Genomic DNA, 14,977 nt, shown 5'->3' with positions numbered 1-14,977 from the left:
ATCGGTTCAACTCGAGTGTGAGGTTACGCAGGAGCGATTGGGAAGGGCGAGACATTATCATCGTAAGGTAATGACTCAAAGGGATTTAAATCCCCGTTTTTACCAGGAGATTTCGGGGATTTTGGCGACGTTAGCGGCTCAGTCCAGCTCTGAACAATTGACGAGTTTAAGCGGGTTCACAGAATTCATATTGCGACACTTGTCGGTCTCGGTGCTCATCAGTTCAATCCACTGCATCAGCAGCGTATCGAAGATAAAAACGGAGACAGCAAAGACAACCAGCCACCAGTATTTACGAATCATTGTGACATTCCGGGAGAAGAGAGCCAGTAAGGTGGTGGAAATATACACGAAAAGTCGCGGTTGGAAAGTGGGGGAAGCGAAGGTTTACAAAGCATTGACGGTAGCAGGTCTGGGGCAATAAAAAAGGCGCATCCCCATGCCAGGTAGCGCCTTTTTAAACAAGCATTTCGCTAACCGAAATTAGTTCATGCCGTATTTTTTCAGTTTCTTACGCAGGGTACCACGGTTGATACCCATCATCAGCGCAGCGCGGGTTTGGTTACCGCGGGTGTATTGCATCACCATGTCCAACAGTGGCTGTTCAACTTCAGCCAGTACCAGCTCATAGAGGTCATTAACATCCTGACCATTCAGTTGAGCAAAATAGTTCTTCAGTGCCTGTTTAACCGAGTCACGCAGGGGTTTTTGAGTTACCTGGTCCTGAGAGTTAACGGTAGAAACGGTCAGTACGTCAGAATTTACGCGTTGTTCGAACATAGTTCTGTCAGCTCTTTATTTCATTACGCAAGATTTTCGAAGTATGCCTCCAACGCCTCCAGCTGTTCGCTGGCATCCTCTATGGCGTTGAATGTGCGCCGAAACTGGTCATTTGGAGCGTGCTCCTGGAGATACCAGGAGACGTGTTTACGCGCAATTCGGTACCCTTTTGCCTGACCGTAGTGGTCATGCAGTTCCCGAACATGCGAACAAAGCAAGCGCTTAACCTCTGCCAGTGGCAGCGGGGCAAGCAGCTCCCCAGTGTCCAGATAATGCTGGATTTCCCGAAAGATCCAGGGTCTTCCCTGAGCTGCACGTCCTATCATCAGAGCATCAGCTCCCGTATAGTCGAGCACAGCTCTGGCTTTAAGCGGGTCAGTAATGTCGCCATTCGCGATAATCGGAATGGAAACTTTCTGCTTAACTGCCCGAATGCTGTCGTATTCAGCTTCACCGTTGAACAAACAGGCGCGAGTGCGTCCATGAATGGTCAGGGCCTGAATGCCACAGTCTTCGGCCAGTTGGGCAATCTCTACACAGTTACGGTGTTCCGGCGACCAACCCGTGCGAATCTTCAACGTAACAGGAACGTCCACTGCGCTGACAACCGCCGTCAGGATTGACTTCACCTGGTCGGGGTATTGCAGAAGGGCTGAACCTGCAAGCTTGCGATTCACTTTTTTGGCCGGGCAACCCATGTTGATATCAATAATCTGGGCGCCACTTTCCACGTTAATCCGCGCGGCATCTGCCATCTCTTCAGGCACACTTCCGGCGATTTGCACGGTGCGAATACCTGGTTCATCAATGTGCACCATCCGAAGGCGGGATTTATCGCTTTCCCAGACCTGCGGGTTAGACGACATCATCTCGGAAACGGTTAAACCGGCTCCCATCTCATAGCACAGCGTCCTGAACGGCCGGTCGGTAATACCTGCCATTGGGGCTGCGATCAGGCGATTTCTGAGCTGGTGGTGTCCGATGCGCATGAGTTAAGAAATGACCATACTGTGACTGCAAGGCGGCGTATATTACGCATTTTTTGCACGAGATGAAAGGCCAAACTTTGAACAATCCACTGTTGTAGATCAAGGAATCGCCACCCAGTCACAATGATGAAAATTATTTTTTATTTAAATCATTGTGTTATGTATTAACGGCGATTTTATGACCGCTTACAATTTCCCGTAACTTCTCATCATTTCTCAAAAAATGAATCGGTTGAGCGGGATATTCTGCTGTTTTTAGCAGCAGATTCTCCCGCTTCTATGCGATCTGCGTCGCATTTTAGAACATCATCTCCGTACGAAAAATGTTCTTATTTTTTACGGCCCGTGATACGGCACCACTCTTCTTTTTCCACCACCGGATCGAGGGTGAAGAGATCGGCGTAGGCTTCGCAAACGCTGTCAGCCTGGCTTGCCAGGATCCCGGAAAGCCCCAGCAGACCGCCCTCAACGGGCAGCACACTGATTAACGGTGCAAGCTCGCGTAATGGGCCCGCCAGGATGTTCGCGACCACCACATCGGCTTTCATGGCCTCTGGCTGAGCGTCAGGGAGATACAGCTCAAGGCGATCGGAAACGCCGTTACGCTCGGCGTTATCACGACTGGCCTGAATAGCCTGCGGATCGATATCGATCCCGATGGCTTTTGCGGCGCCCAGCTTCAGTGCGGCAATGGCGAGGATCCCGGATCCACAGCCGAAGTCGATCACGGTTTTCCCTTCCAGATCCAGACCATCCAGCCACTGCAGGCACAGTGAGGTGGTCGGGTGGGTGCCGGTACCAAATGCCAGACCCGGATCGAGCATCACGTTGACCGCGTTTTCATCGGGCACCTCACGCCAGCTTGGGCAGATCCACAGACGTTTGCCAAACTGCATCGGGTGGAAGTTATCCATCCATTCGCGTTCCCAGTCTTTGTCTTCCAGCTGTTCAATTTTGTGCGCAAAACCCGCGCCCAGCAGAGGATGATGTTCCAGAATCGCGACCACTTCTTTCATGTCGGTTTCGGCATCAAAGAGGCCGATGACGTCGGTATCGCCCCACAGGCGGGTTTCACCTGGCAGCGGCTCAAAGACCGGCGTGTCATGCGTGTCCTGGAAGGTGATAGAGACCGAGCCGGCCTCCATCAGCGCATCGCTCAGCTCTTCGGCGTGAGCACCGGTTGTGTTCAGTTTTAGTTGGATCCACGGCATGGCAAAACTCTTTATTTATCAGTAGACATCATAGCGGGTTGTGGGACGGGTTGACCGAAACGGTTCCCCACCACAAACGCCAGTAAACTTAACAGTAACGAAGGGACAATCGGGTGGAAGCCCAGGTACTGGATTTTAAAGGTGGCGAGTAGAGCATAAACGACACCGCCAACAATCATGCCGCTCAGGGCGCCTGCAGCATTCGCGCGCTCCCAGTAGAGGCCAAGCACCAGCGGCCAGAGGAATACCGCTTCCAGACCGCCAAACGCAAGCAGGTTTAGCCAGATGATCATCTCCGGCGGACGCCAGGCGGCCAGCAGCAGCAGTGCCCCTAACACCAGAGTGATCACCGCAGACATGCGTTTTAAGCGTCGTTCGTTTTCCATCTGCTCGGGACGCAAATTCAGATAGAGATCTTTGATAATCGTAGCGGAACTTTGCAGCAACTGAGCGTTGATTGTCGACATAATGGCAGCCATCGGTGCGGCAAGGAAAATCCCGGCAGCAAACGGTGGCAGGACTTTTACCATCAGGGTAGGGATCACCAGATCGGGCACGGTAAGGTCAGGGATCACCGCACGGCCTAATGCTCCTGCCAGATGCATTCCCAACATCAGGATCGCCACCACAATGGTGCCGATAATAATCCCGCGGTGGACAGCTTTACTGTCTTTATACGAGATACACCGTACGGCGGTATGCGGCAGACCAATGACACCAAAGCAGACCAGCACCCAGAAAGAGGTCATAAAGGTGGGCGACAGAATATCATCAGCCCCTTCTGGCGCGACCAGTTTCGGGTCAATAGCTTCCAGGGTTTCAACAGCATGGCTCAGGCCGCCTGCCGCATGGACAACCCCCACCAGCAGCACAATGGTGCCGATGAGCATCACCATGCCCTGCAGAGTGTCGTTCAGTACGCTGGCGCGGAATCCACCAAACGCCGTATAAAGCGCGATACTGATCCCAAAGATAAGCAGGCCTGTCTCGTAAGGGATCCCCGCGGCGGTTTCAAGCAGACGCGCACCGCCAATAAACTGCACCGTCATCGCACCAATAAAGGCGACCAGCAGGCTTAAACTTGCCAGCCATACCAGTAAACGGCTGCGGTAACGGGCAAACAGCATGTCGTTCAGCGTTACGGCATTATAACGACGCGCCAGGATAGCGAATTTTTTGCCGAGTATTCCCAGAGAGAGCCAGACGGCAGGAAGCTGGATCATCGCCAGCAGCACCCAGCCTAACCCATATTTATAGGCCGCACCGGGACCGCCAATAAATGAACTGGCACTGATGTAGGTGGCGGTGAGCGTCATCGCTAACACAATGCCGCCCATTGAACGGCTGCCGAGGAAATATTCGTTCAGGAAGGTGCCGGTTGCCCTTTTGCGCATCGCATACACGGACACGCCAAACACGACCAACAAATACGCGATAAGCGGCAGAATGACTTCAAGCTGCATCGTCGTCCTCCAGCGGAATATCGCGATAAATGAATTTCACCATTGCCCAACATAGCAGGATAAAAATCACCGGTACCAGCAGACAGGCCATTTCAAACCAGTGCGGCAGGCCGGTGATGCCCATCGCAGAATCAGGTAAGTAAGCAGTTACTAACCACGCAACAAGATAGAGAAGGGTCAGCCACAGCGCCCAGCGCGCTTCTTTATGGGCCTGAACAAAACGTTTGTCCATTTTTTGTCCCTTGTGGATGAAGAAAGCGGGGATTGTACATGATGGGCCTTGACGATCCCCAGAAATAAAAAAGGCCGGTTAAACCGGCCTTTTCGCAAAGATGCTTTCTTACTTCTCGTTGAGACCGAGTTTTTTCTCCAGATAGTGGATGTTGGTCCCACCATTCTGGAAGTGCTCGTCGCTCATGATACGCATCTGCAGATCAACGTTGGTTTTGATACCGTCGATGATCAGTTCCTGCAGGGCGTTCTTCATGCGGGCAATCGCCACGTCACGGTTTTCGCCGTAGCAGATCAGTTTACCGATCATGGAGTCATAGTACGGCGGTACGGTGTAACCGGCGTAGATATGAGACTCCCAACGCACACCAAAGCCACCCGGCGCGTGGAAACGCGTGATTTTACCCGGGCTTGGCAGGAAGGTATTCGGGTCTTCGGCGTTGATACGGCACTCGACCGCATGGCCTTTGACCACCACTTCTTCCTGTTTGATGGACAGAGGCTGGCCGGCAGCGATACGCAGCTGCTCTTTGATCAGGTCAACGCCGGTGATCATTTCGGTAACCGGGTGTTCTACCTGAATACGGGTGTTCATCTCAATGAAGTAGAACTCACCGTTTTCGAACAGGAATTCGAAGGTACCCGCTCCGCGATAGCCGATGTCGACACACGCTTTGGCACAACGCTCGCCGATGTAGCGACGCAGTTCCGGAGTAATGCCCGGTGCTGGTGCTTCTTCGACCACTTTCTGGTGACGACGCTGCATGGAGCAGTCACGTTCTGCCAGATAGATAGCGTTACCCTGACCGTCAGCCAGCACCTGAATTTCGATGTGGCGTGGGTTTTCCAGGTATTTTTCCATGTACACCATGTCGTTGCTGAAAGCCGCTTTCGCTTCCGCTTTGGTCATGGAGATGGACTGTGCCAGTTCAGCGTCGCTGCGCACTACGCGCATACCGCGACCGCCGCCGCCGCCGGACGCCTTGATGATCACCGGGTAGCCAATGCGTTTAGCATGCGCACGGTTTGCATCCATGTCGTCAGTCAGCGGGCCGTCGGAACCCGGAACGGTTGGAACACCGGCTTTTTTCATCGCGGTGATAGCAGACACTTTGTCGCCCATCAGGCGGATGGTGTCAGCTTTCGGGCCGATGAAGATAAAGCCAGAGCGTTCAACCTGCTCAGCAAAGTTGGCGTTCTCGGAGAGGAAGCCATAACCCGGGTGAATCGCCACCGCGCCAGTGATTTCAGCGGCGCTGATGATAGCCGGGATGTTCAGATAGCTTTTTACGGACGGAGCCGGACCGATACAGACCGTCTCATCCGCCAGCAATACGTGTTTTAAATCGCGGTCCGCGCTTGAGTGCACAGCGACAGTCTTGATGCCCAGTTCTTTACAGGCACGAAGAATACGCAGTGCGATCTCGCCGCGGTTGGCGATAACAATTTTATCCAGCATGTTCGCCTCGTTACTCGATGACGACCAGCGGCTCGTCAAATTCTACCGGCTGACCACTTTCGACCAGAATCGCCTTCACAGTGCCTGATTTGTCTGCTTCGATCTGGTTCATCATTTTCATGGCTTCAACGATGCACAGGGTATCGCCTACGTTGACTTTCTGACCCACTTCGATGAACGCCTTCGCGTCCGGGCTCGGGGTGCGGTAGAAAGTACCAACCATTGGGGAACGTACGATGTGACCACTGATTTCTGCTGCAGCGGCAGGTGCGGCTTCAGTTGCGGCTGGCGCAACGGCTGCGGAAAGCGCAGGCTGCTGCACTGGCGCAGCATAAGCTTGCTGCATTACCGGGAAGCTAGCGGCTGGGGCTGCACGGCTGATGCGTACAGACTCTTCGCCTTCAGAAATTTCCAGTTCGGAGATGCCTGATTCTTCAACCAGCTCGATCAGTTTTTTAATCTTACGAATATCCATGAGTGGGTTCCGTACTCTTGTTTAGTGTGATTGTGACAAGCGTTTTACCGCTGTCTGTAAAGCGTATGAATAACCGTCTGCGCCCAGTCCGCAGATAACACCAGCGGCGATATCCGACAGATACGAATGGTGGCGGAACGGCTCTCGGGCGTGCACGTTGCTGAGGTGGATCTCGATAAACGGGATACTCACCGCCAGCAGTGCGTCGCGGATAGCAACACTGGTGTGCGTAAACGCGGCCGGATTGATCAGGATATAGTCCACAGTGTCTTTAGCCTGATGAATACGGTCGATGAGTGCGTACTCCGCATTTGACTGAAAATGATCCAAATCCACATTCAGTGACGCTGCTTCCGTGCCCAAACGGTTAACAATTTCACTCAATGTCAGCGTGCCATACTTCTCTGGCTCACGGGGGCCGAGCATGTTCAGGTTCGGTCCGTTCAAAACTAAGATTCGGAATTTTTCCGCCATTGTGTCGCTATCTCCTGCGAATCTCGGGTAAAAACCAAAATATACCTTTGAAACGCGAAAGTCACCTGATGACTTTCCTAAAATGCATTCAGGAAAACCAAAGTCGCACATTATAACGATTTCGTAGCATTTGGCAGCTAAATACTGGTCTTATCAGGGAAGATTATCAACCGCTATCCGAAAAAGAATTGCGGTTGATAAGTAATCTGCGGGAAAACGCACAGTTTCGCGAACTATCGCAACCACTGGCGGAACTTCTTGTAACGCCATGCTAAAAGCGTCAAAGCCAGCAGCGCGTAGATGACGGGTTGCGGCGAGAGGATCTTCACGGACCACAGATAATGGATGGGGGCGAGGATCGCCACAAGATAGACGAAGTTGTGCAACAGCTGCCAGCGCTTACCCAGTTTTCGCTGCGCATATTGCGTGGATGTCAGCGCTAATGCCAGTAACACCAGCCAGCTGACAATGCCCAGCGTCAGATAAGGACGCGTGACCAGTTCGCGGCCCAGCAGTGTCAGGTTGTTAATCCCCAGTTCCAGCAGCGCGTAGCTGGTCAGGTGCAACGTGGCCCAGGCAAAACACCATAGCCCTAAAAGTCGACGTGTGCGTATCAATAATGGCTGTTTAGCGTAGCGTGCCAGCGGCGAAACCAGCAAGGTCGCCAGTAAAAATTTCAGAGCCATCCGACCGGTAAAATGCTGGATATCTTTAGCCGGATCGGCACTAAACAGCCCCTGGCTGGCGGCCCAGAACAACCAGATAAAAGGAAATAACCCGGCTAAATGCAGCAGCACTTTCAGCCAGGTTATCTGTTTTGCCGTTAAACGCACTCAGAAGTTCTCCCGTAAATTGAGCCCACGGTAGAGCGACGCCACTTCATCGGCATAGCCGTTAAAGAGCAATGTGGGTTGACGCTTCACATCCAGCGCACCGCCGGAACCGATAAAACGTTCCGTCGCCTGGGACCAGCGGGGGTGATCGACATGCGGGTTCACGTTGGCGAAGAAACCGTATTCGTCCGGCGCGGCCAGATTCCATGTCGTGGGCGGACGCTCGCGGGTGAGCTTAATACTGACGATAGATTTAATGCCTTTGAAGCCATATTTCCACGGCACGGTTAAGCGGATGGGGGCGCCATTCTGCGGCGGCAACGCTTTACCGTAAACACCGACGGTCAGCAGGGTAAGAGGATGCATGGCTTCGTCAAGGCGTAATCCTTCTACATAAGGATATGCAAGCCCACCGCCGATGAACCGGTCCTTCTGGCCTGGCATCTCATCCGGGGCGTAACGCGTCTGGAATGCGACATATTTCGCATTGCTGGTGGGTTCAACCATTGCCAGCAGCTTATGCAGCGGAAAACCGACCCACGGTACCACCATCGACCAGGCTTCCACGCAGCGCATACGATAGATGCGTTCCTCTAACGGGAAACGGGTGGTGAGATCGTGGTGATCCAGCGTTAAGGGTTTTGCCACTTCGCCGTCAATTTTCAACGTCCACGGATCGGTTTTCATGCTGCCGGCATTGGCCGCAGGATCGGCTTTATCAAGCCCAAATTCGTAGAAGTTGTTATAGCCAGTGACTTTATCTTCCGGCGTGAGCGTCAGTTTGTTTTGCCACTCGGCAGGTTTCGTAAAGGTGAGTGGGGCACCGGAAGGGGCTTTTGGCCGATCGTTGCCTTTAAACCAGTCGAGCAAATCGGCGTGAGCCGCAGGGGTAAGCGTTAACGCGGTGGCACTGATGCCAAGCATTTTCAGGATCTGGCGGCGCTGTAACATAAAGACAGATTCGGACGTTACGTCGGCTTCCGTCAGTTTTCGGGTTTTCATGGCATCCTCCGTCATGCGTTTTTCTAAGCATGACGGAGGAGAAGGATTAGCGCGAATATGTCACGAAAATTTGAAGATTAGGCAATTTTCACCAGCGCACGGCCGTGGAACTGGTTGTCCATGATCTTACTGGCATATTCCGGGGCCTGGCTGAGGGGGATTTCGGTTGCGCTCTGCGTAAAGAAGGACTCCGGCAGGTCACGCACCAGACGCTCCCACGCTTCTGCACGACGGGCCGCCGGGGTCATGACGGAATCCACACCCTGCAGACGCACGTTACGCAGGATAAAGGGCATCACGGTGGTGGGCAGGGCAAAACCGCCCGCCAGACCGCAGGCCGCCACGCAGCCACCGTAATTCATCTGCGCCAGCACTTTTGCCAGCACTTTGTCACCGACGGTATCAACCGCACCGGCCCAGACCTGTTTTTCCAGCGGACGGGTTTCGGCGAACTCGTCGCGGCCAAGAATGCGGCTGGCGCCAAGCTGACGCAGGTAGTCATGGGTGCTTTCGCGCCCAGAAACCGCGACGACCTGATACCCGAGTTTATGCAGAAGCGTCACTGCTGTACTGCCAACACCACCGCTGGCGCCAGTCACGACAATCTCACCCGACTCAGGACGGATACCGGCATCTTCCAGCGCCATGACGCACAGCATGGCGGTAAAGCCTGCGGTGCCGATAATCATCGCTTTGCGGCCATCCAGCCCTGCTGGCATAGGCACCAGCCAGTCGCCCTTCACCCGCGCCTGCGTTGCCAGCCCGCCCCAGTGGTTTTCACCCACGCCCCAACCGGTGAGCAGCACCTGCTGGCCTGCATGGAAGCGAGGATCTTCGCTGGTATGAACATGGCCCGCAAAATCAATCCCCGGCACCATCGGGAAATTTCGGATGATTTTACCTTTGCCGGTGATGGCCAGCGCATCCTTGTAATTCAGACTGGACCAGTCGATGTCGACGGTGACGTCGCCTTCGGGCAGTCGGCTCTCTTCAAGGGCTTGCACCGAGGCAATGGTTTTGCCGTCCTGCTGTTCTAAGATCAAAGCCTGCATACAGGATCCTCACTATTCTGATGATTGGAAAATTCGTTCTGAAGACTATACTCGCTCAGTGAAACGCTATGCCGATTTAACGCAATAAATTGCCAGATACACCAGGTTTGGTAGTATGCCGCATTTGAAATGCAAGTTAGCGCTTACTCGCTACCCCATCAACCCACGGAGTAATCTCAAGGATGCGATTAACGACGAAGTTCTCAGCTTTTATCACCTTGCTGACGGGGTTAACCATTTTTGTCACGCTGCTCGGCTGCTCCCTGAGCTTTTATAACGCCATTCAGGACAAGCTGGTCAACCGGGTTGAATCTGTTGCGTCGGTTATCGATACGCGTCTGATCACCACTCCGCTTCCGGAACTCTCCCGCGAGCTGGATGAGTTAATGGTACCTGTTGATATTGTGCAGGTAGACATCACCCAGGGAAAGCATCAGGTTTTGAGCCATCAGCGCCAGGGAAGTTATCGTCCCGCGGGCGTTGTCAGCCAGTATCGGGAAGTGAAAGTCCATTCGCTTAAAAATCCGGGGATGACGATACGCATGGTCTACCTCGATCCCATGGCCAGCTACTTCCGCTCAATGATGACCACCGCGCCGCTTACCGTCGCCGTCGCCTTTATTGTAGTGCTGATATTTCTTGCGGTTCGCTGGCTACGCCGCCAGCTCTCCGGTCAGGAGTTACTGGAAACCCGCTCCGTGCGGATACTTAACGGGGAGCGCGGTCCGCAGGTGCGCGGGTCGGTGTATGAGTGGCCGTCCAGCACCAGCAGCGCGCTGGATACCTTGCTCTCTGAAATCCAGTTCGCCAGCGACCAGCGCAGCCGCATGGATACGCTGATCCGTTCCTATGCCGCGCAAGATAACAAAACCGGTCTTAACAACCGTCTGTTCTTTGATAATCAGCTGGCCACGCTGCTGGACGATCCGGAAAAGGTCGGAACGCATGGAGTGGTCATGATGATTCGCCTTCCCGATTTTGATCTCCTGCGCGATACCTGGGGACGGCGTGTGGCGGAAGAGAACCTCTTTACGCTGATTAATTTGCTCTCGACCTTTATTATGCGCTACCCCGGTGCACTGCTGGCGCGCTATCACCGCAGCGACTTTGCGGTACTGTTACCCCATCGCACGCTGAAGGAGTCAGAGAGCATCGCCAGTCAGTTGCTGAAGGCGGTGGATGCGCTACCGCAAAGTAAAATGCTCGACCGGGACGATATGGTACATATGGGCATCTGCGCCTGGCGCGGTGGGCAGTCGACAGAACAGGTCATGGAACACGCGGAAGCGGCAACCCGCAACGCCGTATTGCAAGGGGCGAACGGTTGGGCGGTGTATGATGATTCCCTGCCGGAAAAAGGGCGCGGCAATGTGCGCTGGCGGACACTGATTGAGCAAATGTTGAGCCGCGGCGGACCCCGTCTTTATCAAAAACCGGCGGTCATGAAAAACGGCCATGTCCATCACCGGGAGTTGATGTGCCGTATTTTCGACGGGACGGAAGAGGTTATTTCGGCTGAATATCTGCCGATGGTCCTGCAATTTGGACTCTCCGAAGAGTATGACCGTCAGCAAATTAGCCGACTGATTCCGTTTTTATCGTTCTGGCCTGAAGAAAACCTGGCGTTGCAGGTGACCGTCGAGTCGTTAATACGCCCGCGTTTCCAGCGCTGGCTTCGCGATACATTAATGCAATGCGAAAAATCGCAACGTAAACACATTATTTTTGAACTTGCTGAGGCGGATGTTGGTCAACACATCAGCCGGTTACGTCCGGTGGTACGTTTGATCAATGCGCTCGGCGCGCGTGTGGCGGTGACACAGGCGGGCCTGACGCTGGTCAGTACCAGCTGGATCAAGGAGCTGGATGTGGAATTATTAAAGCTACATCCGGGGCTGGTCAGGAATATTGAAAAGCGCACGGAAAACCAGCTGCTGGTGCAGAGTCTGGTGGAAGCGTGCAAGGGAACGCGAACACAAGTATTTGCTACGGGCGTACGCTCCAGAGGCGAATGGCAGATGTTGACGGAGCGCGGTGTCATGGGCGGTCAGGGTGATTTTTTTGCCGCCTCTCAGCCGCTTGACACCAATGTGAAAAAATATTTGCAAAGATACTCGGTTTGACCTGCCGTTTACGCTGTTTTCACGTAGAATATCGCGCCTGTAGCTTTGAGTATGACGAGCAAAAAGCCAGTGAACGACCTTTTGCGGGTTACAAATGAAAGTGAGGAACGCTACTGTGTACTCAGCCCTGAGGGAGTCAGGGGATGAATTTGTAACAGAAGGAAACGTACTGCACAAATTTTCACCGCAGCAGGTGATTTTTGCGCCTTGTCGCTGCTGCGTGTGGTTGGTAAAGTAAGCGGATTTTGTTTTCCGCCCCAGCTTTCAGGATTATCCCTTAGTATGTTGAAAAAATTTCGTGGCATGTTTTCCAATGACCTGTCCATTGACCTGGGTACCGCGAATACCCTTATTTATGTAAAAGGACAAGGCATCGTATTGAATGAGCCTTCTGTTGTGGCCATTCGTCAGGATCGTGCCGGCTCGCCGAAAAGCGTAGCCGCAGTGGGTCATGACGCGAAGCAGATGCTGGGTCGTACCCCAGGTAACATCGCCGCGATCCGCCCAATGAAAGACGGCGTTATCGCTGACTTCTTCGTGACTGAAAAAATGCTTCAGCACTTCATCAAGCAGGTCCATAGCAACAGCTTCATGCGTCCAAGCCCGCGTGTTCTGGTCTGTGTGCCGGTCGGTGCGACCCAGGTAGAACGTCGCGCAATCCGCGAATCTGCCCAGGGTGCCGGTGCGCGTGAAGTGTTCCTGATTGAAGAGCCAATGGCTGCGGCTATCGGTGCAGGCCTGCCTGTTTCTGAAGCAACCGGTTCTATGGTGGTGGATATCGGTGGTGGTACCACTGAAGTGGCCGTTATCTCCCTGAACGGCGTGGTGTACTCCTCTTCCGTGCGTATCGGTGGTGACCGTTTCGACGAAGCCATCATTAACTATGTGCGTCGTAACTACGGTTCTCTGATCGGTGAAGCGACCGCAGAACGTATTAAGCACGAGATCGGTTCTGCTTATCCGGGTGATGAAGTGCGCGAAATTGAAGTGCGCGGCCGTAACCTGGCGGAAGGCGTTCCACGCGGCTTTACCCTGAACTCCAACGAAATCCTGGAAGCGCTGCAAGAGCCACTGACCGGTATCGTGAGCGCGGTGATGGTTGCTCTGGAACAGTGCCCACCAGAACTGGCGTCCGATATCTCTGAGCGCGGTATGGTTCTGACCGGTGGTGGTGCGCTGCTGCGTAACCTCGACCGCCTGTTAATGGAAGAGACAGGTATTCCTGTCGTAGTTGCAGAAGATCCACTGACTTGCGTCGCCCGTGGTGGTGGCAAGGCGCTGGAAATGATCGACATGCACGGCGGCGACTTGTTCAGCGAAGAGTAGTCATTGTGAAAGGGTAGCGAATCGCTACCCTTTCTCTCTGACACGAGAATACGCATAGCCTATGAAGCCAATTTTTAGCCGTGGCCCCTCGCTACAGTTTCGCCTGATCCTGGCGGTTCTGGTTGCGCTTGGTGTCATTATTGCCGATAGCCGCCTCGGTACGTTCAGTCAGATCAGAACGTACATGGATACCGCCGTCAGTCCTTTCTATTTTATATCCAATGGTCCCCGTGAACTGCTCGACTCCGTTTCTCAAACGCTGTCTTCACGTGACCAGCTCGAACTTGAAAACCGGGCATTGCGCCAGGAACTGCTGCTGAAAAACAGCGAACTGCTGATGTTAGGGCAATACAAGCAGGAAAACGCGCGTCTGCGTGAGCTGCTTGGCTCGCCGTTGCGTCAGGATGAACAGAAGATGGTGACGCAGGTGATCTCCACCGTGAACGATCCTTACAGCGATCAGGTGGTGATCGACAAAGGTAGCGTTAACGGGGTGTATGAAGGTCAGCCTGTGATCAGTGATAAAGGTGTGGTGGGCCAGGTGGTCGCCGTCGCCAAACTGACCAGCCGTGTGCTGCTGATCTGCGATGCCACCCATGCGCTGCCTATTCAGGTTCTGCGTAACGATATTCGCGTCATTGCGGCGGGTAACGGCTGTACGGACGATCTGCAGCTGGAACACCTGCCAGCCAACACGGACATCCGTGTGGGCGACGTGCTGGTTACGTCTGGCCTGGGTGGACGTTTCCCTGAAGGGTATCCGGTTGCGGTTGTCTCTTCTGTGAAGCTTGATACGCAGCGTGCCTACACCGTGATTCAGGCGCGTCCAACGGCGGGTTTACAGCGTCTTCGCTACCTGCTGCTGTTGTGGGGTGCCGATCGCAACGGTGCCAACCCAATGACGCCTGAAGAAGTACATCGCGTCGCCAATGAGCGCCTGATGCAGATGATGCCGCAGGTTCTCCCTGCGCCGGATGCAATGGGGCCGCCTGCGCCAGTACCCGCGCCGGCTACCGGGATAACGGATGCGCCGCCACCGCCTAAACTCTCATCCGGAGGGCAGTAGTGGCAAGTTATCGTAGCCAGGGACGCTGGGTTATCTGGCTCTCGTTTCTCATTGCGCTGTTGCTGCAGATTATGCCCTGGCCGGACGACATTCTCGTTTTCCGGCCAAACTGGGTATTGCTCATTTTGCTCTACTGGATCCTGGCCCTGCCGCACCGCGTAAATGTTGGCACAGGTTTTGTGATGGGTGCCATACTGGATCTCATTAGTGGCTCAACGCTGGGTGTTCGTGCGTTATCCATGAGCATTATTGCGTATCTCGTTGCACTCAAATTCCAGCTCTTTCGTAACCTCGCGCTCTGGCAACAGGCGCTGGTGGTGATGTTGTTGTCGCTTGCCGCGGATATCGTTGTTTTCTGGGCAGAGTTTTTAGTGATCAACGTCTCTTTCCGACCCGAAGTGTTCTGGAGTAGTGTAGTAAACGGTGTGCTCTGGCCGTGGCTGTTCCTGTTGATGCGTAAGGTTCGCCAGCAGTTTGCTGTGCAGTAAAAGGT

At 53.9% G+C, this 14,977-nt stretch carries 16 protein-coding genes; 4 read left to right on the top strand and 12 right to left on the bottom strand.

Going from position 1 to position 14,977, the window contains the following annotated elements:
- Positions 1-138: 138 nt before the first annotated feature.
- The 12 genes from ACTJJI_RS15825 to acuI form a co-directional block, all read right to left on the bottom strand.
- The gene (locus tag ACTJJI_RS15825; protein ID WP_014833499.1) at positions 139-303 is read right to left on the bottom strand and encodes a DUF2556 family protein; all 165 of its coding nucleotides are present in this window, start codon (positions 301-303) and stop codon (positions 139-141) included.
- Between the two features lie 180 nt (positions 304-483).
- The gene (fis, locus tag ACTJJI_RS15820) at positions 484-780 is read right to left on the bottom strand and encodes a DNA-binding transcriptional regulator Fis (RefSeq protein WP_000462905.1); all 297 of its coding nucleotides are present in this window, start codon (positions 778-780) and stop codon (positions 484-486) included.
- A 23-nt stretch (positions 781-803) separates the two neighbouring features.
- A complete protein-coding gene (dusB, locus tag ACTJJI_RS15815; RefSeq protein WP_013098996.1) occupies positions 804-1,769 on the bottom strand; it encodes a tRNA dihydrouridine synthase DusB in 966 nt (321 codons plus the stop codon).
- Between the two features lie 329 nt (positions 1,770-2,098).
- The gene (gene prmA, locus ACTJJI_RS15810; protein ID WP_014833498.1) at positions 2,099-2,980 is read right to left on the bottom strand and encodes a 50S ribosomal protein L11 methyltransferase; all 882 of its coding nucleotides are present in this window, start codon (positions 2,978-2,980) and stop codon (positions 2,099-2,101) included.
- A gap of 11 nt (positions 2,981-2,991) precedes the next feature.
- Positions 2,992-4,443, bottom strand: a complete 1,452-nt coding sequence (gene panF / locus ACTJJI_RS15805) for a sodium/pantothenate symporter (protein WP_014833497.1) — start codon at positions 4,441-4,443, stop codon at positions 2,992-2,994.
- Positions 4,433-4,675, bottom strand: a complete 243-nt coding sequence (locus ACTJJI_RS15800) for a YhdT family protein (protein WP_440654750.1) — start codon at positions 4,673-4,675, stop codon at positions 4,433-4,435. The genes panF and ACTJJI_RS15800 overlap by 11 nt, the downstream gene beginning before the upstream one ends.
- 108 nt (positions 4,676-4,783) lie before the next feature.
- A complete protein-coding gene (gene accC / locus ACTJJI_RS15795; RefSeq protein ID WP_003860388.1) occupies positions 4,784-6,133 on the bottom strand; it encodes an acetyl-CoA carboxylase biotin carboxylase subunit in 1,350 nt (449 codons plus the stop codon).
- A 10-nt stretch (positions 6,134-6,143) separates the two neighbouring features.
- A complete protein-coding gene (gene accB / locus ACTJJI_RS15790) occupies positions 6,144-6,608 on the bottom strand; it encodes an acetyl-CoA carboxylase biotin carboxyl carrier protein (protein WP_013098992.1) in 465 nt (154 codons plus the stop codon).
- Between the two features lie 21 nt (positions 6,609-6,629).
- Entirely contained in the window at positions 6,630-7,082 is a 453-nt protein-coding gene (aroQ, locus tag ACTJJI_RS15785; protein ID WP_440654747.1) for a type II 3-dehydroquinate dehydratase, read from the bottom strand.
- A gap of 233 nt (positions 7,083-7,315) precedes the next feature.
- Positions 7,316-7,915 carry a protein-methionine-sulfoxide reductase heme-binding subunit MsrQ gene (msrQ, locus tag ACTJJI_RS15780; RefSeq protein WP_440654745.1) on the bottom strand — a complete coding sequence of 200 codons (600 nt, stop codon included), beginning with the start codon at positions 7,913-7,915 and terminating at the stop codon, positions 7,316-7,318.
- A complete protein-coding gene (gene msrP, locus ACTJJI_RS15775; RefSeq protein ID WP_040021899.1) occupies positions 7,916-8,917 on the bottom strand; it encodes a protein-methionine-sulfoxide reductase catalytic subunit MsrP in 1,002 nt (333 codons plus the stop codon).
- Between the two features lie 77 nt (positions 8,918-8,994).
- Positions 8,995-9,969 (bottom strand): acrylyl-CoA reductase (NADPH), encoded by a 975-nt coding sequence (gene acuI, locus ACTJJI_RS15770; RefSeq protein WP_248060435.1) that lies wholly within the window; start codon positions 9,967-9,969, stop codon positions 8,995-8,997.
- Between the two features lie 182 nt (positions 9,970-10,151).
- Here acuI and csrD point away from each other — a divergent pair, with 182 nt between their 5' ends.
- From csrD to mreD, 4 genes are all read left to right on the top strand, one after another.
- Complete coding sequence (gene csrD / locus ACTJJI_RS15765; protein WP_014833492.1) at positions 10,152-12,092, top strand: RNase E specificity factor CsrD; 1,941 nt, start codon at positions 10,152-10,154, stop codon at positions 12,090-12,092.
- 282 nt (positions 12,093-12,374) lie between these two features.
- Positions 12,375-13,418 carry a rod shape-determining protein MreB gene (gene mreB / locus ACTJJI_RS15760; RefSeq protein ID WP_000913396.1) on the top strand — a complete coding sequence of 348 codons (1,044 nt, stop codon included), beginning with the start codon at positions 12,375-12,377 and terminating at the stop codon, positions 13,416-13,418.
- 61 nt (positions 13,419-13,479) lie between these two features.
- Positions 13,480-14,484, top strand: coding sequence for a rod shape-determining protein MreC (gene mreC / locus ACTJJI_RS15755; RefSeq protein WP_013098986.1), 1,005 nt, complete (start codon positions 13,480-13,482; stop codon positions 14,482-14,484).
- Entirely contained in the window at positions 14,484-14,972 is a 489-nt protein-coding gene (mreD, locus tag ACTJJI_RS15750; RefSeq protein WP_014071997.1) for a rod shape-determining protein MreD, read from the top strand. The genes mreC and mreD overlap by 1 nt, the downstream gene beginning before the upstream one ends.
- The last annotated feature ends 5 nt before the right edge of the window (positions 14,973-14,977 follow it).

It is taken from the genome of Enterobacter sp. 22466 (genome assembly GCF_052044775.1).
Classification (GTDB): Bacteria; Pseudomonadota; Gammaproteobacteria; order Enterobacterales; family Enterobacteriaceae; genus Enterobacter; species Enterobacter dissolvens.
This window is presented reverse-complemented; position numbering and strand designations above follow the sequence as displayed.